Raw genomic sequence first — 22,632 nt, forward strand, 5'->3', positions numbered from 1 at the left:
AATTTGATCAAAGTAGGTTAAGCTTTGATAACTTTACCAACAATAGCTTTGGAGTTGCGGATCATTATTGAGGTTTTTGCTTTTAGTCTTAATAATAAAACATAAGCAAGAGGCACTAGGTACAAACTCGTTATAGTTGAAAAGGTTAGCCCGCCAATAATGGCTATAGCCATAGGAGCGTAAGTTGGGCCGTCACCACCAACCTGGGTATTACCTAGTGCTAAAGGGATTAATCCTAAAATTGTCGTTGATACTGTCATTAAGATAGGGCGCAGACGATCTTTACAGCCTTGTATAACTGCAGGTTCGATAGCTACTCCTTTTTCAATAAGTTGATTTATCCTATCAACCAGCACTATGCCATTATTAACCACGATACCCATTAAAATAAGCATGCCTATCATGCCCATCACAGACATAGAATTACCGGTTAATAAGAACGCCCAAAATACGCCAACAAATGAGAATAATAACGATGTTATTACCGCTGTTGGCAGCAATAAGCTTTCAAATAAAGCTGCCATAACTATGTATATCATGCAGATTGCTAGGATCATATTTTGGCCCATAACATTTTCAGTTTCATCTTGGCGAGTAAAACTACCGTCTAAGTTATAGTGGTAACCACTTGGCAAGCTAACTGAAGAAAGTACTGACTCAAGCTTTTCCTTTGCTTCATCTAAGGTGATCACATCAAGGTTTGCTTGGATGGTAATTGCTGTTTGTCTGTTATAACGACGAATTTCACTTAACCTAGGTTTAACCGTTAAAGTGGCTAAATTATCTAGTGTTATGGTTTTACCGTTATGCTCAATAATTGGCAGTTTTTTAAACTCATCAATGGATTTACGCACTTTTAAGTCATAGTTAAGCCAAATATCAATTTCGCCAGTATCACCATGGCGGTATGTGCGCAGAGGTTGGCCTCGAAGTGCAAGTGCAATTGCACTGGCAACATCTTGTGTGCTCAAACCATGTCTAAAGGCTGCGGTTCTATCAACCGATATTTGCATTTCTTGTTTTTGGCCGCGTATATCAGAGGTAACATCGGTTATCCCGTCGATATGCTCAATCATTGGAATTAAGTTGTTTTTAAGTTCAATTAAAACATCGGTAGATAAGCCAGTTAAACTAATTTGAATGCCGCCACCATTACCTTGGTCAAAGCCAAAACGTGGTGTTACGCGTACAAACTTAGGCAGGTTTTCTCTAATTTTATCTTTAAGTTGATTCATCGAAAGCGGTAAATCGCCATCTTGTAATATCAAGGTTGTTTGTATGCTGTGACTTGCATAGTAGCTGTAGACAGAGTCTATTAAGAACTCTTCTTTATTGCTGTATAAATAAGCTTCCATCTTATTAATGATGCTTTCGGCAGTATCATAATTAAACTGGTCGTGTATTTCCCAGCTAATAAATAAGCGGTTGTCATTAAAGTTTTCTTCCTCATCACCGGTAACAAACTGCATAGGAATAGCAATACTAAATAAAATCAATAGAGCAATAAATGAAGTAATCACTTTGTGTTTGTGAGTCCAGTTTAAGCTCTGCAAGTAGTAAGCCTCGAAGCGACTTTGTTTAGCTTGCTTTACTTTAGCTTGGCTTTTAATTTTACTGGTCAGTAAAGGAATTAAGGTTTGAGCTATTATTAACGAAGCAAATAATGAGATACAAATGGCGATAGCGACATGCTCTAAAAAGATAGTAATATCTATTTTAGTGCCAACGATGTTAGGTAAAAATACAATCATTGTTGTTGCTGTACCGGCAATTACCGCAAGTGATACTTTATTAACGCCTTTCTTTGTTGCTTCAACAATATCATCTGATTTTTGTTTTTCTTGAAATATCGACTCAGTAATTACCACCGAATTATCAACTAACATACCAACAGCTAACAAAAGCCCCATCATAGACAGAATATTTAAGCTATAGCCAGCAAAGTACATTACACCAAGAGTGATACAAATTGAGATAGGCACCGATAAGACCACTATCATGGTGGTCACAAAGTGGCGTAAGAATAAATACAATACGCCGACTGATAAAAATGCGCCTAAGATACCTGCGTTAAGTAAATCTGATAATGAGTTGGTTACACCTTCTGCAGTATCGTCCATAACGTATAAGTTGATACCATTAAATTGCGGATTTTGGTTTACCTGATCAATTACTTCTAAAACACGTTTAGACACTTCAACTAAGTTGGCATTCGATTCTTTTAAAATATTCATGCCTATGGCATAAGTTTGGTCTAAATGGCGACCTTCCCAAGGGATTGGCAATGTCATTTCGATGGTGGCGATATCTTTAAGTTTGATATTATTTTGAATTATTAAGTTTTTAATTTCATCAACACTGCGATATTCACCAACAGGGTTAACCATTACTTTTTTGCCGTTATCATAAAAATGTCCAGCCGCCATCGAAAAGTTATTTTCATTAAGCTTTGCTACCAACTTATCCCTATCTATATGTAGCGCTACCATTTTATCTGGGTTTAAGCGGATCATTATTTGACGTTTATCTACGCCGTATAGTTCAACTTTACTTACCCCTTGGACACGCTCAATAGGGCGCTTAAGATTACGATCGAGCAGGTCATATGCCATTGATAAATCTTGTTCTGAAGAGATACGTAATTGAAAGATTGGCATGTCATTAGTGTTAAATTGATACACTAAAACACGCTCCACATCTCGCGGTAGTAAATGCCTTATCGCATCAACATTTTCACGAGCTTCAATGCTTTTGGCGTTGATATTTTCTTCCCAATCAAACTCTAATTGAATATCTGCACCGCCTTCATGAGAGGTGGAACGCATACGTTTGATCCCTGAAATAGTCGCGAGCGACTCTTCTATCGGTCTAGTAATTAAGCGCTCTACTTCCGCAGGAGAAGCATCTGGGTAGGGTACGTTTATCCAAAGCTGCGGGATATCAATTCCAGGGAATTTTTCAAGAGGTAGTAACTGGCTTGAAATTACGCCAGTTAATAGCATAGACAAAAACAGCATGATCACCGTAATAGGGCGCTTTAAAGCAAATACGGCTAAGCTTGCTCCAATTGACTCTTTCTTTTGCTCTGCGTTGATTGGTGCCTCTGCTTGTGCTGATGGTTTATTTAAATTAGTCATGAGCACCTCCAAAACGCTTACGGTCAAACAGGCTGTATAAAACAGGGATAAAGAATAGAGTAAGCAAGGTTGCAAATAACAAACCAAATATAACGGTAATCGCCATAGGTGAGCGGATCTCAGAACCTTCACCCATGCTGATGGCTAGTGGTAATAAGCCTAGCGTTGTCGTTAAGGTGGTCATTATGATTGGGCGTAAACGTGATGTCGCCGATGACATAATCGCTTGCGTCTTTTCCATACCCGATTCACGTAACTGATTTATTCTATCTACAAGTACAATGGCGTTATTAACCACAATACCCGCAAGCATGATCAAACCAATAAAAACAATGACACTAAGTGGGGTATTGGTTAAATACAATCCGTAAATAGAGCCTGAAGCTGCTAAAGGCACAGTGAATAAAATAAGTAATGGATGCAGTAAAGATTCAAACTGTGAAGCCATAACTAAGTACACTAAAAATACCGCTAATAATAAGGCAAATATAAGTGAGGTAAATGATACGTCCATTTCCTCATTTTGACCGGTTATATCGGCGCTAATATTTAGTGGTATTTGCATATCACTGATAATGGTTTTTAGCTCAGCTACCGCATCATTGATGTCGCCATAAGCAAAATTTGCTGACACTATTGCAGCTCGCTGTTGGTCTATACGAGTGATTTCACTTGGACCAACTGATAAGCGTACATCGGCCACTGCTGATAAAGGAATTGGTTTATCACTTTTTGGGTTAACGATTATTTGCTTAATATCAGTAACCGAGTCGCGGCTACTTTCATCTGCACGTACTAAAATATCAATTTTTTTATCTTTAATAGAGTACTGGCTAGCGATTGTGCCACCGACTTTAGTTGCTAATAGTTTTGATACTTGTGGCGCACTTAAACCAAGCTGTGCCAAACGTTGATGGTCAAAAAATATCTTGATTTCAGGATGACCATTTTGCAATGACGTTTTTACGTCGATAAAACGTTTGTGCTTGGTAAGCGTATCGTTAATTTTATCGCTATAGCGTTTTAATAAATCAAGATCATAGCCTGATAATTCAACTTCGATAGGTGGCTTAAAACTAAATAGTTCAGGCGTAGAAAATTTCATTTGTACACCGGCAATGTTTTGTAAATAATCTCGTAAACTCACCATAACGGCTTGCTCATCAGCTTTGCTGGCATTGTTTTTTAATACCACGTTCAAACGTCCCCAGTAGTCTCCTCCTTGTGCTGGCGATGCATTCATCAAACTACCGGTGCCTGCTAGGGCATAAGTGCGCTCTACTTGTGGCAGTTTATCTGCAACATTAGAGAGTTTAATTAATGTTTCATCCGTTTTTTCAAGAGGAGTTCCTGGTTGATGACTTACTTCGACAAAAAATTCACCCTGTGATAATTGCGGAATAACTTCCATATTAAGTTGCTTAAATAAAGGCAGTGCAGAAGCACTGATTGCAATAATACTAATTAAAACTAGAGCCGGTTTCGCTAAAGCTTGAGTTAACAGAGTTTGATAGAATTTGGCAAATGCGCCATAAAACTTATCAAATAACCAAAGTAATGGTGCAAACAGCTTACCTAATGCAAGTTTAAGTACTCTAAAAGCGAGGGTAATTAACATGGTTAGCAAAAGGGGAAGGTAATAAAATACTCCTCTAAATAGCCAAATAAAAGGTGAAGCTAAGTAAAAGCCAAGCTTTTTAAATAAGCTTGCATCTGGCTTTAACTCTCTTTTTGTCGATTTTTCATCGATAGTTTCTTCGGACTTGAAGTTTCGAGATGACAACATAGGGATCAGAGTTAAAGCAACAATTAACGAAGCTAAAAGGGCAAATGTTACGGTTAAAGCTTGGTCTCTAAATAGCTGTCCTGCAATACCTTGTACAAAGACTAATGGGAAAAACACCGCCATAGTCGTTAGAGTTGAAGCCATAATCGCAGTTGATACTTCTTTCGTACCTATGGTTGCGGCTAGTTTGTTATTGTCACTTTCATTCGATCTGTTATCAGCATTACTTAGCTGCTCTTTATGGCGAGCTATGTTTTCTAATACGACGATGGAGTTATCTACGAGTAAGCCTACCGCTAGAGCGATACCGCCTAAGCTCATTATGTTTAGGCTAATATCGTTACCGTACATTAAATTAAATGTAGCAATAACCGATACCGGAATAGAAATAGAAATGATCAGTGTTGCCCAAATATTTTTCAGGAAGAAAAACAACACCAACATAGCTAATAAGCCACCAACAATCGCAGCACTTTTTACTTCATTAATCGCATTAGCGATAAACGTTGATTGATCGTAAGTTTTGATTAACTCGAGATCGTCAGGAAACTCTTGGGTTAGTTGCTCAACTCTAACATCAACCTTTTTAGCTACATTAACGGTATTAGCATCACCTTCTTTGTAGAGTGCAACCTCTACTGCTTCAGTGCCATTAATACGTGTAATTGATGTACGCTCTTTATGAGCATCGATAACTTGAGCTATATCAGATAAACGGATGTGGTTACTACCTTCACTGGTAATGTATACATTACGAATATCGTCTAGATTTTTAAATTGGTTTAAGGTGCGTACTAAAAACTCTTGTTGGCCATCTTCAACCTTACCGCCAGATTGATTGATGTTTTCTTGTTGCAGGCGATCAATGATTAGCTGACTATCTATGCCCAGTTGGCTAATTTTGTGTTGGTCGATAAGAATTTGTATTTCTTTTTCTAAACCGCCACCAATTTTTACCGAAGCAACGCCGCTAACAGACTCTAGTTTGCGTTTTAATTCTTCTTCTGCATATTCTCTGATATTTTTTAATTTTGTCTGATCAAGAGTTTCACTACCTCGTTTAGTTTTTAAAGCAAAGCGGATAATAGGGTCTAGGTTAGGGTTAAACTTTAATAATAATGGCTTTTTGACATCTAAAGGTAAGCGAATAACATCGAGCTTTTCACGAACCTCTAGGCTAGCCATATCCATTTCTGTACCCCATTCAAATTCGAGTAATACATCGGATTGTCCAGCTTTAGATATTGACTGTACGTTGCGTACACCCTTAACAATACCTATTGCTTCTTCGATAGGCTTAGTGACTAATTGCTCTACTTCACCAGGTGCAGCGCCGATATAATCAGTACGGATCGTTAGAGTAGGGTAAGAAAGATCGGGTAATAAATTTACCGCTAATCTGGAAAGTGACACCATACCAAACAGTAATACAGCAAATGTAAACATCCATATAGTTACTGGTCTTTTAACTGCAACATTAACTATGTTCATCGCAAGTTCCTAATATTTATTATTGTTTTATACCAATTTGATAAATCAAATTGGCATTAGTTTTATTAAATAGCTTCTATTACTTGAATTACAGCTTGGTCTTTTAAGTTGTTTTGACCTGTTGTAACAACTTGCGAATTAACATCTAAACCTTCAATCACTTCAACAAACTGGTCATCTTCATAACCTAAGGTAACAATCGTTTTATGTGCTTTATTATCATTGATGGTAAATACGGTATGCTTGTTATCCATAGAAATTAGTGCGCTCTTTGGTAAAAGCTTTATATCGTTATGAGTGTCGTAGATAATTTTAACTTGCGCAAACATGCCTGACTTTAATTTGTTATCGGCATTGTTAATGGCTAATTTCACGCTAAATGTACCTGTATCTGAATCAACAACTGGGCTAATGCGTTCAACATGAGCAACAACATCTTCATTAGGAAATGCGGTAAAGCGTAATTTAGCGGCTTGATTTACTCGTAATTTACTTAACTCTTGCTCAGGTAAATTAACTGTACCTTCTAATACTTCTAGTTTTACAATATGAAAAAGTTTTTTACTTTGGTATTGCTCTACTAAGTTGCCTTCTTTAACGTAGCGTTTTGATATAAAACCTGAAATAGGTGCAAGTATTTTTGTTTCATGTAGGTTTAATTCGGCTAACTTAAGGTTTGATTTAGCGATTTCATACTGCCATTTAAGCTTGTCGAAAGTATCGGTTGAAACTAGTTTTTGACTATGAACCTTATTGATTCGATCAAGCTCTAGTTCAATGCTTGATAGCTCAGAGCGAGCTTTATCTAAGTTTAGTTGAAAACGTTCAGGTTCAATTTTTGCCAATAAAGTACCAGCTTCAACAAATTGGCCTTCTTCAACATATAAATTTTGAATAATACCTGATGCTTTAGAAATAACATCGGCTTCTTCTTTAGCCTCAAGTACTGTGGTTGTTACGTAGTTAGAGCTAATACTACCTTGAGTTACGCTAGCAACCTCTACCGGAATGGCAATAACTTCGGCAACTTTTTTATCTTTATCAACTGCTTCGGCATTATTACAACCAGATAATACTAATGAACCTGTCATCATAGTTACTAACAAAAATACATTTTTTACATTGAAGTTGGTGTTTTTCATCACTTTAAACCTATTAAATCTTTAATTGGTAGTTACGTTGCATCGAACGTGCCAAAATTTAATTGTTAATTTAATCGTTTAAAATCAGTGGCTTATTATGGTGAGTAGGGAGAGGTGATAAAGTTAAATAAATCTTAGTGGCGTAATTAACAATATATTAGCAAATATTACCAATTGTAAAATGTCAAAAAATCAAGGGGGTCAGATCAACTTGAAATCATCAGCTGGACTCGATGGAGGCAAGACAAGTTAAACAAATAGTTATTTCACTTGCTATTAGTACAGTCGCATCCTGAATTTGATTTCTAGATGGTTTAATGCTGAATGTTAAAATAAAAATGCGCTAACCATATTGGTTAACGCATTAAGTAAGACTAGCTAAGTTTTTCCTAACAAGTATTAGTAAGCAGGCATAGTTACGGTAAACTCAGTATAGGTATCATCAATAACAGTGAAACCAATACTACCTTTTTGAGCTTCGGTCATTAATTTGGCTGAGTAAGCACCTAAACCTGAACCTCTAATATGATTTGAACTTGAGTATTTTTCGAATAAGGTGTCTCTTAATTCAATTGGGATAGCACCTTTGTTGATCATTTTAAACTCAATTTGCTCGTTTGCTTCTCTAATAGTGATGTTTATTTCACTATCATCAGGTGAAGCTTCTACTGCATTTTTAATTAAGTTATTAAATATTGATAAACACAATAACTCTTCAGCATCCATATAGGTTGAGTTTTCAACTGAATCAATATTGATGGTAATATTTTTCTTAGTACACAAACCGTGAACCGCTTTAATTGCTTTATCTACTAAACGGTTTAAATCAACCATATCCGGGTTGAGTGGGTAGGTACCATTTTCTATTTTAAATATATCTAAAGTGTTATTGATCATATTTAAAACATTGTTTACTGATTCATCGATCGACTGGGCCACTTCTTTATCAGCAATTTTAGGTAACTCGAATAAAATTACCCCTAATGGACCTTTTAAATCGTGGTGAGTTAGTTTCTCAATGTCTTCACGTAATTTAGAGTTCTCAATTAAGGTCTCTACTTGCTTCTCTAAAGCAATTTGGCTTTGACGTAAGGTAACATGAGTATTGACTCGTGCTTTGAGTATTTCTGGTTGCAATGGTTTAGTAATGTAGTCTACTGCGCCAAGAGCAAAGCCTTTAGTGATATCGCCAATCTCTGCTTTTGCAGTTAAAAATATTACAGGTACATTGGCAGTTGCTTCATTTGCTTTTAATTGTGCACAAACATCATAACCGTCCATTTCAGGCATCATAATATCGAGTAATATCAAGTCGATATTACGGTCGGCTTGTGCAATTTTTAAAGCTATTTTGCCATTGGTTGCGGCTTTTACTTTATAGTTGTCTTTTAACAGAGCAGAGGCAATATCTATGTTGCCAGGTTCATCATCTACAACTAAAATTGTAGGTTTGTGCTCGCTCGAAGTTATTAAAGTTGTACTCACTGTTACCCTTTACTGTTAAATTTTCTTGGTTACATTTTTAATTTATTGGTTATTTAGAATTAAAGCAACATATACCGTCATTTCAATTAATTATTTTGATATTTATAACCCAAATAAGTGTTGATGAAATAGATAAATAAAGCTTTAAAAAGTAAAAAGGCAGCTACTAGCTACCTTTTTCAAAACATTATGTTTTGCTAACTCGTCAATAATAAATTATTTATGAGAATCTAATGGCGTAAATTCTTTATTTAATTCACCAGTGTAATTTTGACGAGGACGACCAATTTTTTGACCTGGTTGAGTTAACATCTCATCCCAATGTGCACACCAACCAACAGTACGTGACATAGCAAAAATTACTGTGAACATGCTTGTTGGGATACCAATTGCTTTAAGAATGATACCTGAGTAGAAATCTACGTTAGGGTATAATTTTTTCTCAACGAAATACGGGTCTTCTAAAGCTACTTTCTCAAGAGCCATTGCAACATCTAATAATGGATCGTTAATGCCTAACTCTTGTAAAACTTCGTGACATGTTTCACGCATTACTGTTGCGCGAGGGTCGAAGTTTTTGTAAACACGGTGACCAAAGCCCATTAAGCGGAATGGATCAGCTTTATCTTTTGCTTTTGCAACGTATTCATCAACACGGTCAACACTGCCAATTTCTTCTAACATAGTTAGACATGCTTCGTTAGCACCACCGTGAGCAGGGCCCCATAAAGAAGCAACACCAGCAGCAATACATGCATATGGGTTAGCACCTGAAGAACCAGCTAAACGTACAGTTGAAGTTGATGCGTTTTGCTCGTGATCAGCATGAAGGATAAAGATACGATCCATTGCTTTAGCAAGCGTTGGGCTAACTTTGTATTCTTCAGCAGGAACAGAGAACATCATGTGTAAGAAGTTTTCTGCGTAAGATAAGTCGTTACGAGGGTAAACAAATGGCTGACCGATGCTGTATTTGTATGCCATTGCTGCGATAGTTGGCATTTTAGCAACTAAACGGTGTGCACAACGTTTACGTTGAGCTTGGTCAGTAATATCTAAATCTGAGTGATAGAAAGATGATAATGCACCAACTACACCACATACCATAGCCATAGGGTGAGCATCGTGCATAAAACCGCGGAAGAAGTTAGCTAACTTCTCATGAACCATAGTATGGTTAGTAATAATACCTACGAACTCATCATATTCTTCTTGGCTTGGTGCTTTACCGTTAAGTAATACATAACATACTTCTAAGTAATCAGCTTTCTTAGCTAAGTCATCAATAGCATAACCACGGTGTTGTAGAATACCTTTGCCGCCGTCAATGAAAGTAATTTCTGATTCACATGAAGCCGTTGCTAAAAAGCCAGGGTCGTAAGTAAAGTAGCCTTTACTGCCTAAAGTGCGAATGTCGATAACGTCGTTACCTGCGCTACCTGAAAGAATTGGTAATTCTGCTACTTCCTGTCCTGCAATGCTCAGCGTGGCTTTATTGTCAGCCATAGAAAATTCCTCTCTAAAATGTTGGTGTTGTAATTAAGATTTCTGAATATATTTTATAATAGTTTTACGCGTAATCATTCACGAAAATATTGTCGTTACACTTATATAACACTTACGTTAATGAATTGTTATGCGACTTTAGTCAGTAATCATCTAGATTTAATTGCGTACATTCTACTCTAAATATGGGGTTAGAAGTCAATTGAAAAATGTGACAAATGTAATTTTTTGTGCAAAAACTCTAATTTTTCTTTTTTTAAGGCGTGATTAATTGTAATTCAATTTATACATCTATATAATTCTCCCGATCTGTTTGTCGGTAAATCATTTATCATAAGCTATAGATAAGCGGAAAATTTAACCTAAATACTTTACTAAAGTAGGGGTATCTTTTTTGTCAAATTATCGACAATAATAAGATACATTTAAAAATAATAGTTAGATCAACAACCCTTTAGGCAAGAAAACGTGAAAAAACAACGACCTGTAAATCTTGATTTGTCAACAATCAAGTTACCAGCAGCGGGCAAGGCATCAATATTACACCGTATTAGTGGTGTGATGATGGTTTTCGCTGTAGGTATTCTAATCTGGACCCTTTCAATATCTCTTTCATCTGCTGAAGGATTCGCTTCAGTTAAAGAATGTTTAGAAGGTGGCTTCTTTAAATTCATCATCTGGGGCATCGTTTCAGCTCTTACTTATCATATCGTTGGTGGCTTCCGTCACTTAATTATGGATATGGGCCATTTAGAAGAAAAAGGTTCAGGCCAAACAAGTGCTAAATTTGTTATTGCTCTTTGGATTGTTCTTTCAGTATTAGCAGGAGTTTGGATATGGTAGGCAACGTAGCAACTTTAGGCCGCAATGGTATTCACGATTTTATTTTAATTCGTGCAAGTGCTCTTGTATTGGCAGCATACAGCATATTTATGCTGTGCTTTTTCATCTGTACTCCAACAGTAACTTATGAAATTTGGCAAGGACTTTTCGCTAACCTTGCAATGAAAATATTTACAATTCTTGCCGTTATTGCAGTGCTTTTCCACGCTTGGATTGGTATTTGGCAAGTATTAACAGACTACGTAAAAAATATTAAAGTACGTGGTTTATTACAATTTATCTTTACTATTACGCTATTCGTTTATGTTTTAGCTGTATTGTTAACAGTGTGGGGTGTGTAAGTGAACAACGTTCCTGTTCGTGAATTTGATGCCGTAGTGATCGGCGCTGGTGGTGCAGGTATGCGCGCCGCTTTAGCAATCACTGAGTCAGGCCAATCTTGTGCCTTGATTTCAAAAGTTTTTCCTACTCGTTCTCATACGGTATCTGCGCAAGGTGGTATCACTGTTGCTCTAGGTAACGCTCATGAAGATCATTGGGAACAACACATGTACGATACGGTTAAAGGTTCTGATTTTATCGGTGACCAAGACGCAATCGAGTACATGTGTAAAACAGGTCCTGAAGCAATCATTGAGTTAGACAGAATGGGTTTACCTTTCTCTCGTACTGAAGAAGGTAAAATTTACCAACGTCCATTCGGTGGCCAATCTAAAAACTTTGGTGGTGAACAAGCTGCTCGTACAGCTGCTGCCGCTGACCGTACTGGTCACGCGCTGCTTCATTGTTTATACCAACAGAACGTTAAAAACAAAACTAACGTATTTTCTGAGTGGTACGCACTAGATTTAGTTAAAAATGATGACGGTAACGTTGTTGGTTGTACTGCTGTTTGTATCGAAACTGGTGAAGTAGTTTACTTCAAGTCTCGTGCTACTGTTTTAGCAACTGGTGGTGCAGGTCGAATTTTCGCTTCTACTACTAATGCTCACATCAACACTGGTGACGGTGTTGGTATGTCACTTCGTGCTGGCGTGCAAATGCAAGACATGGAAATGTGGCAGTTCCACCCAACAGGTATTGCCGGTGCTGGTGTACTTGTTACAGAAGGTTGTCGTGGTGAAGGTGGTTACCTTCTAAATAAAGACGGCGAACGTTTCATGGAACGTTATGCACCAAATGCTAAAGATTTAGCAGGTCGTGACGTTGTTGCTCGTTCAATGATGACAGAAATTCGTGAAGGTCGCGGTTGTGACGGTCCTTGGGGTCCACACATTAAGCTTAAGCTTGACCATCTTGGTAAAGAAACGCTTGAAAAACGTTTACCAGGTGTTTGTGACTTATCAAGAACGTTTGCTCATGTTGACCCTGTAGAAGAACCAATTCCAGTTATCCCTACATGTCATTACCAAATGGGTGGTGTACCTTGTAACGTTAACGGTCAAGCTTTATCTGTTGCCCCTGATGGCACAGAAACTGTTGTTGAAGGTTTATTCGCTGTAGGTGAGATTGCTTGTGTATCTGTACACGGCGCTAACCGCTTAGGTGGTAACTCATTACTTGATTTAGTTGTATTTGGCCGCGCAGCAGGTAACTTCTTAGGTACTTACTTAAAAGATACTGAGAGCGGAAAAGATGCTAGTCAATCAGATCTTGATGCGGCACTTGCTCGTTATAATCGTTGGGAAGCTAGCGATAAGGGTGAAGACCCAACGCAAATCCGTAAAGACTTACAACAATGTATGCAATTAAACTTCTCGGTATTCCGTGAAGGTGATGCAATGGCGCAAGGCATGAAAGAGTTAACGGAAATCCGTGAACGCTTACAAAATGCTCGCCTAGACGACAAGTCATCTGAATTCAACACACAACGTATCGAGTGTTTAGAATTAGATAACTTAATGGAAACAGCTTTCTGTTCTGCAAAAGCGGCTAACTTCCGTACAGAATCGCGTGGTGCACATGCCCGTCAAGATTTTACTGAACGTGATGATGAAAACTGGTTATGTCACTCAATTTATTCACCTCAAACTGAAGAGATGACTAAACGTGACGTGAACATGAAGCCAGTACACCGTGAAGCTTTCCCACCGAAAGCAAGAACATACTAAGGAGCCGTTGACATGATTCAGAAGTTTTCAATTTATCGCTACAACCCTGATGTTGACGCGAAACCTTACATGAAAGAATACTCACTGGAAATTCCAGAAGGTTCTGACATGATGGTATTAGATGCTCTTATCTTATTAAAAGAGCAAGATCCTACATTATCTTTCCGTCGCTCATGTCGTGAAGGTGTATGTGGTAGTGATGGTTTAAACATGAATGGTAAAAATGGCTTAGCATGTATTACGCCATTATCAGATGTTAAAGCGAAAGTTATCGTTTTACGTCCATTACCTGGTTTACCGGTAGTGCGTGATTTAATTATTGATATGACTCAGTTCTATAATCAATATGAAAAAATTAAGCCATACTTAATTAATGATGGTCAAAACCCTCCAGCTCGTGAGCACCTTCAGTCGATTGAAGAGCGTGACAAGCTAGATGGTTTATACGAGTGTATTTTATGTGCTTGTTGTTCAACTTCTTGTCCTTCGTTCTGGTGGAATCCAGATAAATTTATCGGACCTGCTGGTTTATTACATGCTTATCGTTTCTTAATCGATAGCCGTGATACTGCAACTGATGAACGTTTAGACGATTTACAAGATGCGTATAGTGTATTCCGTTGTCATGGCATCATGAACTGTGTTGACGTATGTCCTAAGGGTCTTAACCCAACTAAGGCCATAGGTTCAATTAAGTCTATGTTGTTACAAAGAGCGGTATAACTAATACATTAAATTTTAGTTTTTATAGCTAAAATATATAAGGTATATCGCCGGGTCTGTGAAAGCAGACCTGGCATTTTAGTTTTAACTTAAATAGTTTATAACATTTACTATAGCTGCATTAAACTATTAGTCTTGTTATGAATGTTTGATTAAACGTCTATTGGTTATAACCAATTTATAGGAACAGGAAATGCCTGAAGGTGTAATGAAGGCTTGGTTAGAGTCTTCCCATTTTAGCGGTAACAACGCTGAATATATTGAAGAGTTATACGAATCTTACCTAGAAAATGCACACTCTGTATCTGATGAGTGGCGTAAAGTGTTTGATGAATTGCCAAAAGTTGATGGCGTAAATACTGAAACGAACCACAGTGTTGTTCGTGCAGAATTTCGTCAATTAGCTAAAGAGAACGTGAAACACGTTACCGTTGGCTCTGAATCTGATGCAAAGCAAGTTCGTGTACTACAACTTATTAACTCATACCGTTTTCGCGGTCATCAAAATGCCAATCTAGATCCTCTAGGTATTTGGCAACGTGAACGTGTTCGCGACCTTGAGTTATCTCATCATGATTTATCTAAGTCTGAGTTTGATAAAGAATTCAATGTTGGTTCTTTAGCCGTAGGCCAAGAATCAATGAAGTTGGGTGATATCTACACTACGTTAAATAATACGTACTGTGGTTCAATCGGTGCAGAATACATGCACATCACTTCAACTACCGAAAAGCGTTGGTTACAACAACGTCTTGAATCTGTGCAATCAAAACCTAAATTCAGTAAAGCAGAAAAAACTGAAATTTTAAAAGGCTTAATTGCAGCAGACGGTTTAGAAAAATACTTAGGTGCTAAATTCCCTGGTGCAAAACGTTTCTCATTAGAAGGCGGCGATAGCTTAATTCCAATGTTAAAGCAGTTGATCACTCGCGCAGGTGAGCATGGCACTAAAGAAGTCGTACTTGGTATGGCTCACCGTGGTCGTTTAAATGTATTAGTTAACGTTATGGGTAAAAACCCAAGCAAACTTTTTGACGAATTCGCCGGTAAAGTAGATCAAATCGGTTCCGGTGATGTTAAGTATCACCAAGGTTACTCTTCTGATTTCGTAACCCCAGGTGGTAATGTTCATATCGCACTAGCGTTTAACCCGTCTCACCTAGAGATAGTTAACCCAGTTGTTATTGGTAGCGTACGTGCTCGTTTAGACCGTCGTGATTGTGACAAAGGTGACTTAGTATTACCTATCACTATTCATGGTGACTCAGCTATTGCTGGTCAAGGTGTAGTACAAGAAACCTTCAATATGTCACAAGCTCGTGCATATAAAGTAGGTGGTACTATCCGCATCGTAGTGAACAACCAAGTTGGTTTTACTACTTCCAAACCAGAAGATACACGTTCAACTGAATACTGTACTGACATTGCAAAAATGGTACAGGCACCAATTTTACACGTTAATGGTGACGATCCTGAAGCGGTTATCTTAGCAACTCAAGTTGCTCTTGATTACCGTAACAAGTTCAAGCGTGATGTGGTTATCGATTTAGTTTGTTATCGCCGTCATGGCCATAACGAAGCTGATGAGCCAAACGCAACACAGCCGTTAATGTATCAAAAAATTAAAACTCATCCGACACCTCGTCAAATGTACGCTGATAAATTAGATGCAGAACGTACAATGACCAGTGCTGAGTCGAAAGAGTTAGTTGCTTATTACCGTAAGCTGCTTGATGAAGGCCAATGTACTGTTGAACAATGGCGCCCAATGACAGAGCACTCTGTTGACTGGACTCCATACATTGGTCACGACTGGGATGATGAATACGATCATAAAATTGACGTTAACAAGTTAAAATCACTTGCCTCTAGCATCAGTGTTTACCCTGAAGATCATAAACTACAATCACGTGTTAAGAAGATATACGATGATCGTAAGAAAATGGCTACGGGTGAAAAATTACTGGACTGGGGGTTTGCTGAAAACTTAGCTTATGCTTCAATCGTTGATTCTGGTGATCGAGTTCGTATTACTGGTCAAGATGCAGGGCGTGGTACATTCTTCCACCGTCATTCTGTACTTCATAATCAAGACGATGCGTCTACTTACATGCCTTTACAAAACATCAGTAAAGAGCAAGGGCCATTTGAAGTATACGATTCTGTATTATCAGAAGTTGCGGTATTAGCATTTGAATACGGCTATACAACGGCTGAACCAAGTGGTTTAACTATTTGGGAAGCACAGTTTGGCGATTTCGCTAACGGTGCCCAAGTTGTATTTGACCAATTCTTATCATCTGGTGAGCAAAAGTGGGGCCGTTTATGTGGCTTAACTATTTTATTACCACATGGTTATGAAGGTCAGGGGCCTGAGCATTCATCTGCTCGATTAGAGCGATTCTTACAATTATGTGCTGATCACAACATGCAAGTATGTGTGCCTTCTACTCCGGCGCAAGTATTTAACATGTTACGTCGCCAAGTGGTACGCCCAATGCGTCGCCCATTAATTGTAATGTCGCCTAAGTCTTTACTTCGTCATCCTTTAGCCGTTTCTTCGTTAGAAGAATTAGCTGACGGTACTTACCATAATGTTATTGGTGAAATCGACGAGCTAAAAGCAAAAGATGTAACACGCGTTGTATTGTGTTCTGGTAAAGTTTACTACGAGCTACTTGAACAACGTCGTAAGAACGATCAGAAAAACGTAGCAATTGTTCGAATTGAGCAATTATATCCGTTCCCTGAAGCAGAATTAAAAGACGTTATCGCACAATATCCAAACGCGAAAGATTTCGTTTGGTGTCAAGAAGAACCTCAAAACCAAGGTGCATGGTACTGTAGCCAACATCATTTCCGCAGTGCAATCCCTGAAGGTTCAACATTGACATATGCTGGTCGTAAAGCGTCAGCAGCACCAGCATGTGGCTATATGTCTTTGCATGTTAAAGAACAGCAAGCATTAGTAAATGATGCGTTAACTATTAATAAAGCTTAACTGCAAAGCAGTTAAGCAATTTGAATTTAAGATTTCTAAGGAATAAAAATGACAACTGAAATTAAGGTTCCAGTTTTACCAGAATCAGTTGCTGACGCAACGGTAGCTACATGGCATGTACAAGTTGGTGATGCAGTATCACGTGATCAAATCCTAGTTGATATTGAAACTGATAAAGTAGTATTAGAAGTAGTAGCACTTGAAGATGGTGTTATTAGCGAAATTAGCCAAGAAGAAGGCGCAACCGTACTTGGTGACCAAGTTATCGGTGTTATCGCTGCCGCAGATGCAAAAGCTGCTCCTGCGAAAGCAGAAACTAAATCAGCAGCACCAACAGCTGCCGGTTCAGTAATCGATATTAACGTACCTGTTCTTCCAGAATCAGTTGCTGATGCAACAGTTTCTACTTGGCACGTTAGCGAAGGTGAAGCGGTAACTCGCGACCAAAACCTTGTTGACATCGAAACAGATAAAGTAGTTCTTGAAGTTGTGGCTCAAGAAGATGGCGTAATTGGTAAAATCATCCACGCTGAAGGTGACACTGTTTTAGGTAACCAACTTATTGGTCACTTAAACGCTGGCGCAACATCAACAGCTACAGCGGCTCCTGCTGCTGAAGAAACAGCAGGTGACGATATTGCATCTCCATCTGTTCGTCGTTTATTAACTGAAAACGGTTTAACTACCGCTCAAGTTAAAGGCTCAGGTAAAGGCGGTCGTATTTCTAAAGAAGACGTTGAAGCACACTTAGCTGCTGCTAAAGCGCCAAAAGCTGCAGCTCCTAAAGCCGCTGCTGCAACTGCTCCTGTTGTTGCACAAGGCGAGCGTAGCCAAAAACGTGTTCCTATGACACGTCTTCGCAAGACTATTGCAAACCGTTTATTAGAAGCGAAAAACTCTACAGCAATGCTTACTACGTTTAACGAAGTAAACATGAAGCCTATTATGGACCTTCGCGCTCAATACAAAGATTTATTCGAGAAAACTCATGACACACGTTTAGGTTTCATGTCTTTCTACGTTAAAGCAGTTACTGAAGCGCTTAAACGCTACCCAGCAGTTAATGCATCAATTGATGGCGATGATATTGTTTACCACAACTTCTTCGATATCTCTATTGCTGTATCAACACCACGTGGTCTTGTTACTCCAGTATTACGTGACGCTGACCAATTAGGTATGGCTGGTATTGAAAACGGTATCCGTGATTTAGCAATTAAAGGCCGTGACGGCAAGCTAACTATGGACGAGATGCAAGGTGGTAACTTCACTATCACTAACGGTGGTGTATTTGGTTCACTAATTTCAACGCCAATCCTTAACTTGCCACAAGCGGCAATTTTAGGAATGCACAAAATCCAAGACCGCCCAATGGCGGTAAATGGTAAAGTTGAAATCTTACCTATGATGTACTTAGCATTATCATACGATCACCGCTTGATCGACGGTAAAGAGTCAGTAGGCTTCCTAGTAACAATTAAAGAGTTACTAGAAGATCCAGCTCGCCTTCTTTTAGATATTTAGTACTAGATATTTAATTTAGATATTTAATCGTAAAATTAAGAAGCCGCTTTTTAGCGGCTTCTTTGTGTCTGGATTTTGTAAAATCAAAGACCGCGCTCAAATGTGAAGTGAAGGGAGCTTCTTAATATAAGCCGTCTTCCCGTCATGTTTTTGGACGGGATCTCCTGTAATAGATAGTGCTTATGTAAAAACAATTTCACTAACTTACTGCTTAATTCAATTGCACATTGTTAATACCCAATTGCTACATCATAGAACATCGATCAATATTTTTTGTTTAACCGCTGCTGTAAGTTGCTGATATTTATAGGTTTGATTGTTTGGCATAAACTTTGAATAGATTCATTGGTATTATTATTATGTTCAGCAATTTATGAAATCAAAAAACACTCTTTCACTTGCAAGTAAACTTAAAGTATTACTTGTTGAAACAGACAGTGATAAAGCACAAATTTTAGAAGGCGTGTTGCAAAGTGCTCGATATGACGTTACGCGAGTGATTAATTCTGGTATCCCTTTACTTAAACAAGTAGAGACTACGCAGCCTGATATCATTATTATTGATATGGAGTCACCTGACAGAGATATGCTCGAAAACTTACATCGTATATCTCACTCAACGCCAAAGCCTGTTGTTATTTTTTCAGAAGAAGAAGATCAAAATACCATAACACAATTGGTTAAGTCAGGGGTAAGTGCCTATGTAATTGGCGGGATCGATTACAGCAGGGTTAAATCGATAGTCGATATTGCCGTTGCACGTTTTGCCGAATACCAAGGTTTAAAAGATGAACTCAAACTTACCAAGCAAAAGTTAACTTCACAAAAAAGCATAGAAAAGGCGAAATTATGGTTAATGCAAAGTCGCAACCTTTCCGAAAATGATGCTTATCATTTTATTCGAAAAACAGCGATGGATAATAGCCAGAAAGTTGAAGATGTCGCTAAAAATATGCTTGCCATGGCCGACATGTTTGCAGGGGAATCTGCTTAATGGTGGATTATCAATTACAAAAAAAGAGCCATAGCTCCATTGAAAAAGTAAAATTAACGTTAGGTTTTATGCCACTTACTGACTGTGCTCCTTTAATTGTCGCCAAGGAATTAGGTTACTTTGCAAAGTTTGGCCTCAATGTCTCCTTGAGTAAAGAAAACTCATGGGCAAGTATGCGAGATAAACTGGCTACTAACGTATTAGATGCAGGACAATTACTTGCTCCAATGCCTTTAGCAGGTGCTTGTGGTTTTGACCCTCATTGCCAGGACTTAGTTGCTCCATTTGTTTTAAGTCGCAATGGTAATGCTATTACCTTAAGTCGTAAATTATTTGAAGCCGTTAACCCAACAAGCAGTACAACATCTTCGTTAAATGCTAAAAGTCTTTATCAACAAGTCTCTGAGCTAAAAAAAGTGGGTAAGAAACTCACCTTTGCAACCGTGTATCCATACAGTTGTCATTACTTACAATTGATCAGTTACTTTAAACAAGGCGGTATTGATCCTAACGATATTAATATCGTTATTATATCGCCAGTGAATATGGTGTCTGCATTAAGGCATAATGATATTGATGGTTTTTGTGTTGGCGGACCTTACAACGCTAAAGCTGTTAGGGAAGGGGTTGGGGTTACAGTTGCTACATCGATGGATATATGGCCTGATCTTCCTGAAAAAGTATTAGCGTTTAAACGCCAATGGTATGTACAAAATCCGACAACGGCTTATGCTTTAATTAGTGCATTATCATTAGCCTGCCAGTGGCTAAGTAATATCCCTAATCGTTTTGAAGCCGCAAAATTGCTGAGCCAAAAGCAATATATCAATACGCCAATTGACGTGATTGCGCCAAGTTTATTAGGCAGTTGTTTAACTATGCAAGGCGAAGCTCCTAGAAGTGTTGATTTATATAATCGTTTTACTTCTAGCGAAGATATTTTTGCTAATCAACCCCTAGAATCTGATGTATATCAGTTGCAGGAGTATTTTGCATCGGCCTTTGTCGAACAGGGAGCTGATGCAAACAAGTTAACGATCATAGAATTAAAAAATATATACAGTGCCAGTATTTACCAACAAGCGATGGACTGGTTGCAACAATACGAACAAGCGTGCGATAAAAATGTTGAAATTGACGCACTAAAACAGAACGAGTTTGGGCAAATTTGATGCAATTAAGATCTTTTTAAATAAGAAGATATCGTGCAAAGCCCTAGTTTACGGCTTATTAAAGTTTGGCACAGTAACTGCATTGTATACTGTAGTTAAGTTAAAAGACTCTTTATTGCTCCAACAGCGGAGGTAAAGAGTACCGCTAAAAAGTTTATCCTTTTAGCACATACAAAATTCAAAACTAATTAACTGCAACGACGTAGTTTTACATTAGTTTGGCATAGAAGCCTGTCACTCTCCATTTGTTATGGATAAGAGTGCCAGGCTTTTTTTATTTTTAAGTTTTAGTGATGAGGAATAACACATGAAACATTCAGTAAAAAAAATAAAGCAGCAAGTATGTCAGGCCGTGTTTGCGGCGACGGTTGCTTTGTCAACAATTAGCGTAAGCATGTCTGCTTCAGCAGAGAAGTTAGGCTACCCAGAAAAAGAAGAATTAAAGTTTGGCTTTATTAAGCTTACCGATATGGCGCCTATTGCGGTTGCTTATGAAAAAGGTTTTTTTGAAGATGAAGGCTTGTACGTAACCATTGAAGCACAAGCAAATTGGAAAGTATTACTTGATGGCGTTATTGATGGCCGTCTTGATGGCGCACATATGCTTGCAGGTCAGCCCATTGCTGCCAATATTGGTTATGGTACAAAAGCCGAGATTATTACTCCGTTTTCAATGGATTTAAACGGTAATGCGATTACTGTTTCTAATAAGATCTGGCAAGAGATGAAAGGTAATATACCAAAGCAAGCAGATGGTAGACCGGTACATCCGATCAAAGCAGATGCACTTAAACCTGTTGTCGATAAATACCTTGATCAAGGTAAGCCATTTAACATGGGCATGGTTTTCCCAGTATCTACCCATAATTATGAACTGCGTTATTGGTTAGCCGCTGGCGGTATTCACCCTGGCTTCTACGCTCCTGAAAAAGGTGATACATCAGGGCAAATTGATGCCGATGTTCTGCTTTCGGTAACTCCGCCGCCACAAATGCCCGCAACTATGGAAGCCGGTACTATCTACGGATATTGTGTTGGTGAACCTTGGAACCAACAGGCCGTATTTAAAGGCATTGGTGTACCTGTCGTAACCGATTACGAAATTTGGAAAGATAACCCTGAAAAAGTATTTGGTATTACTAAAGATTTTGCTGAGAAATACCCAAATACGACTATCCGCTTAACTAGAGCCCTTATTCGCGCTGCTAAATGGTTAGATGAAGAGAACAATGCCAACCGCGGAGAAGCGGTAAAAATTCTATCTCAATCAAATTACGTTGGTGCTGATGCAGAAGTTATTGGTAATTCTATGACTGGAACATTTGAATACGAAAAAGGCGACAAACGTGCCGTACCTGATTTCAACGTATTCTTCCGTTACAACGCAACATACCCATATTACTCAGATGCCATTTGGTATTTAACACAAATGCGCCGCTGGGGACAAATTAGCGATGACAAACCAGACTCTTGGTACAAAGATGTTGCTGCAAAAGTGTATCGCCCAGATATCTATAAAAGTGCTGCTGAGTCTTTGATTGCCGAAAAACTGATGAGTGCCAGTGACTTTCCTACACTTGCTACTGACAACGGTTTTAGAAGCCCACAAACACACTTTATCGACGGTATCGTTTATGACGGTAATAAACCAAATGATTACATCAATAAATTCGCAATTGGTTTAAAAGCCGGCGATAAAATTTAATTCGCTAATAAG

14 protein-coding genes are annotated in these 22,632 nt (G+C 38.3%); 9 read left to right on the forward strand and 5 right to left on the reverse strand.

Going from position 1 to position 22,632, the window contains the following annotated elements:
* Window positions 1–17 precede the first annotated feature (17 nt).
* The 5 genes from FNN08_RS03225 to FNN08_RS03245 form a co-directional block, all read right to left on the reverse strand.
* Window positions 18–3,137: an efflux RND transporter permease subunit gene (locus tag FNN08_RS03225; RefSeq protein WP_143583316.1), complete on the reverse strand. Its 3,120-nt coding sequence runs from the start codon at window positions 3,135–3,137 to the stop codon at window positions 18–20.
* Window positions 3,130–6,414: an efflux RND transporter permease subunit gene (locus tag FNN08_RS03230; RefSeq protein WP_143583317.1), complete on the reverse strand. Its 3,285-nt coding sequence runs from the start codon at window positions 6,412–6,414 to the stop codon at window positions 3,130–3,132. The genes FNN08_RS03225 and FNN08_RS03230 overlap by 8 nt, the downstream gene beginning before the upstream one ends.
* 65 nt (window positions 6,415–6,479) lie before the next feature.
* On the reverse strand, window positions 6,480–7,556 hold the full coding sequence (locus FNN08_RS03235) for an efflux RND transporter periplasmic adaptor subunit (protein WP_143583318.1): 1,077 nt from the start codon (window positions 7,554–7,556) through the stop codon (window positions 6,480–6,482).
* Between the two features lie 399 nt (window positions 7,557–7,955).
* Window positions 7,956–9,041, reverse strand: a complete 1,086-nt coding sequence (locus tag FNN08_RS03240) for a response regulator (protein ID WP_143583319.1) — start codon at window positions 9,039–9,041, stop codon at window positions 7,956–7,958.
* Window positions 9,042–9,257: 216 nt separating this feature from the next.
* A complete protein-coding gene (locus FNN08_RS03245) occupies window positions 9,258–10,547 on the reverse strand; it encodes a citrate synthase (protein ID WP_143583320.1) in 1,290 nt (429 codons plus the stop codon).
* Between the two features lie 468 nt (window positions 10,548–11,015).
* Between FNN08_RS03245 and sdhC the strand changes: the two genes are divergently transcribed.
* The 9 genes from sdhC (at window position 11,016) to FNN08_RS03290 (ending at window position 22,620) form a co-directional block, all read left to right on the forward strand.
* Window positions 11,016–11,390 carry a succinate dehydrogenase, cytochrome b556 subunit gene (gene sdhC, locus FNN08_RS03250; protein ID WP_143583321.1) on the forward strand — a complete coding sequence of 125 codons (375 nt, stop codon included), beginning with the start codon at window positions 11,016–11,018 and terminating at the stop codon, window positions 11,388–11,390.
* The gene (gene sdhD, locus FNN08_RS03255) at window positions 11,384–11,731 is read left to right on the forward strand and encodes a succinate dehydrogenase, hydrophobic membrane anchor protein (protein ID WP_143583322.1); all 348 of its coding nucleotides are present in this window, start codon (window positions 11,384–11,386) and stop codon (window positions 11,729–11,731) included. The genes sdhC and sdhD overlap by 7 nt, the downstream gene beginning before the upstream one ends.
* Window positions 11,732–13,501 (forward strand): succinate dehydrogenase flavoprotein subunit, encoded by a 1,770-nt coding sequence (gene sdhA, locus FNN08_RS03260; protein WP_143583323.1) that lies wholly within the window; start codon window positions 11,732–11,734, stop codon window positions 13,499–13,501. It begins immediately after the preceding gene.
* Between the two features lie 12 nt (window positions 13,502–13,513).
* The gene (locus tag FNN08_RS03265; protein WP_143583324.1) at window positions 13,514–14,224 is read left to right on the forward strand and encodes a succinate dehydrogenase iron-sulfur subunit; all 711 of its coding nucleotides are present in this window, start codon (window positions 13,514–13,516) and stop codon (window positions 14,222–14,224) included.
* 193 nt (window positions 14,225–14,417) lie between these two features.
* Window positions 14,418–17,225 carry a 2-oxoglutarate dehydrogenase E1 component gene (locus FNN08_RS03270; RefSeq protein ID WP_143583325.1) on the forward strand — a complete coding sequence of 936 codons (2,808 nt, stop codon included), beginning with the start codon at window positions 14,418–14,420 and terminating at the stop codon, window positions 17,223–17,225.
* A 48-nt stretch (window positions 17,226–17,273) separates the two neighbouring features.
* The gene (odhB, locus tag FNN08_RS03275) at window positions 17,274–18,749 is read left to right on the forward strand and encodes a 2-oxoglutarate dehydrogenase complex dihydrolipoyllysine-residue succinyltransferase (RefSeq protein ID WP_143583326.1); all 1,476 of its coding nucleotides are present in this window, start codon (window positions 17,274–17,276) and stop codon (window positions 18,747–18,749) included.
* 373 nt (window positions 18,750–19,122) lie between these two features.
* Window positions 19,123–19,743, forward strand: a complete 621-nt coding sequence (locus FNN08_RS03280; RefSeq protein WP_143583327.1) for an ANTAR domain-containing response regulator — start codon at window positions 19,123–19,125, stop codon at window positions 19,741–19,743.
* Entirely contained in the window at window positions 19,743–20,915 is a 1,173-nt protein-coding gene (locus FNN08_RS03285; RefSeq protein WP_143583328.1) for a CmpA/NrtA family ABC transporter substrate-binding protein, read from the forward strand. Before FNN08_RS03280 ends, FNN08_RS03285 begins: the two co-directional genes overlap by 1 nt.
* 394 nt (window positions 20,916–21,309) lie before the next feature.
* Window positions 21,310–22,620, forward strand: a complete 1,311-nt coding sequence (locus FNN08_RS03290) for a CmpA/NrtA family ABC transporter substrate-binding protein (protein ID WP_409574598.1) — start codon at window positions 21,310–21,312, stop codon at window positions 22,618–22,620.
* Window positions 22,621–22,632: the final 12 nt, after the last annotated feature.

It is taken from the genome of Thalassomonas sp. M1454 (assembly GCF_007097525.1).
Classification (GTDB): domain Bacteria; phylum Pseudomonadota; class Gammaproteobacteria; order Enterobacterales; family Alteromonadaceae; genus Thalassotalea_A.

Excerpts from the sequence above, each read along its gene's own strand:
- FNN08_RS03230 (WP_143583317.1), bottom strand. The coding sequence starts at position 6,414 with ATGAACATAGTTAATGTTGCAGTTAAAAGACCAGTAACTATATGGATG.
- FNN08_RS03265 (WP_143583324.1), top strand. The coding sequence starts at position 13,514 with ATGATTCAGAAGTTTTCAATTTATCGCTACAACCCTGATGTTGACGCG.
- FNN08_RS03225 (WP_143583316.1), bottom strand. The coding sequence starts at position 3,137 with ATGACTAATTTAAATAAACCATCAGCACAAGCAGAGGCACCAATCAAC.
- FNN08_RS03270 (WP_143583325.1), top strand. The coding sequence starts at position 14,418 with ATGCCTGAAGGTGTAATGAAGGCTTGGTTAGAGTCTTCCCATTTTAGC.
- FNN08_RS03290 (WP_409574598.1), top strand. The coding sequence starts at position 21,310 with ATGTCTGCTTCAGCAGAGAAGTTAGGCTACCCAGAAAAAGAAGAATTA.
- FNN08_RS03285 (WP_143583328.1), top strand. The coding sequence starts at position 19,743 with ATGGTGGATTATCAATTACAAAAAAAGAGCCATAGCTCCATTGAAAAA.
- sdhD (WP_143583322.1), top strand. The coding sequence starts at position 11,384 with ATGGTAGGCAACGTAGCAACTTTAGGCCGCAATGGTATTCACGATTTT.
- FNN08_RS03235 (WP_143583318.1), bottom strand. The coding sequence starts at position 7,556 with ATGAAAAACACCAACTTCAATGTAAAAAATGTATTTTTGTTAGTAACT.
- FNN08_RS03280 (WP_143583327.1), top strand. The coding sequence starts at position 19,123 with ATGAAATCAAAAAACACTCTTTCACTTGCAAGTAAACTTAAAGTATTA.
- FNN08_RS03245 (WP_143583320.1), bottom strand. The coding sequence starts at position 10,547 with ATGGCTGACAATAAAGCCACGCTGAGCATTGCAGGACAGGAAGTAGCA.
- odhB (WP_143583326.1), top strand. The coding sequence starts at position 17,274 with ATGACAACTGAAATTAAGGTTCCAGTTTTACCAGAATCAGTTGCTGAC.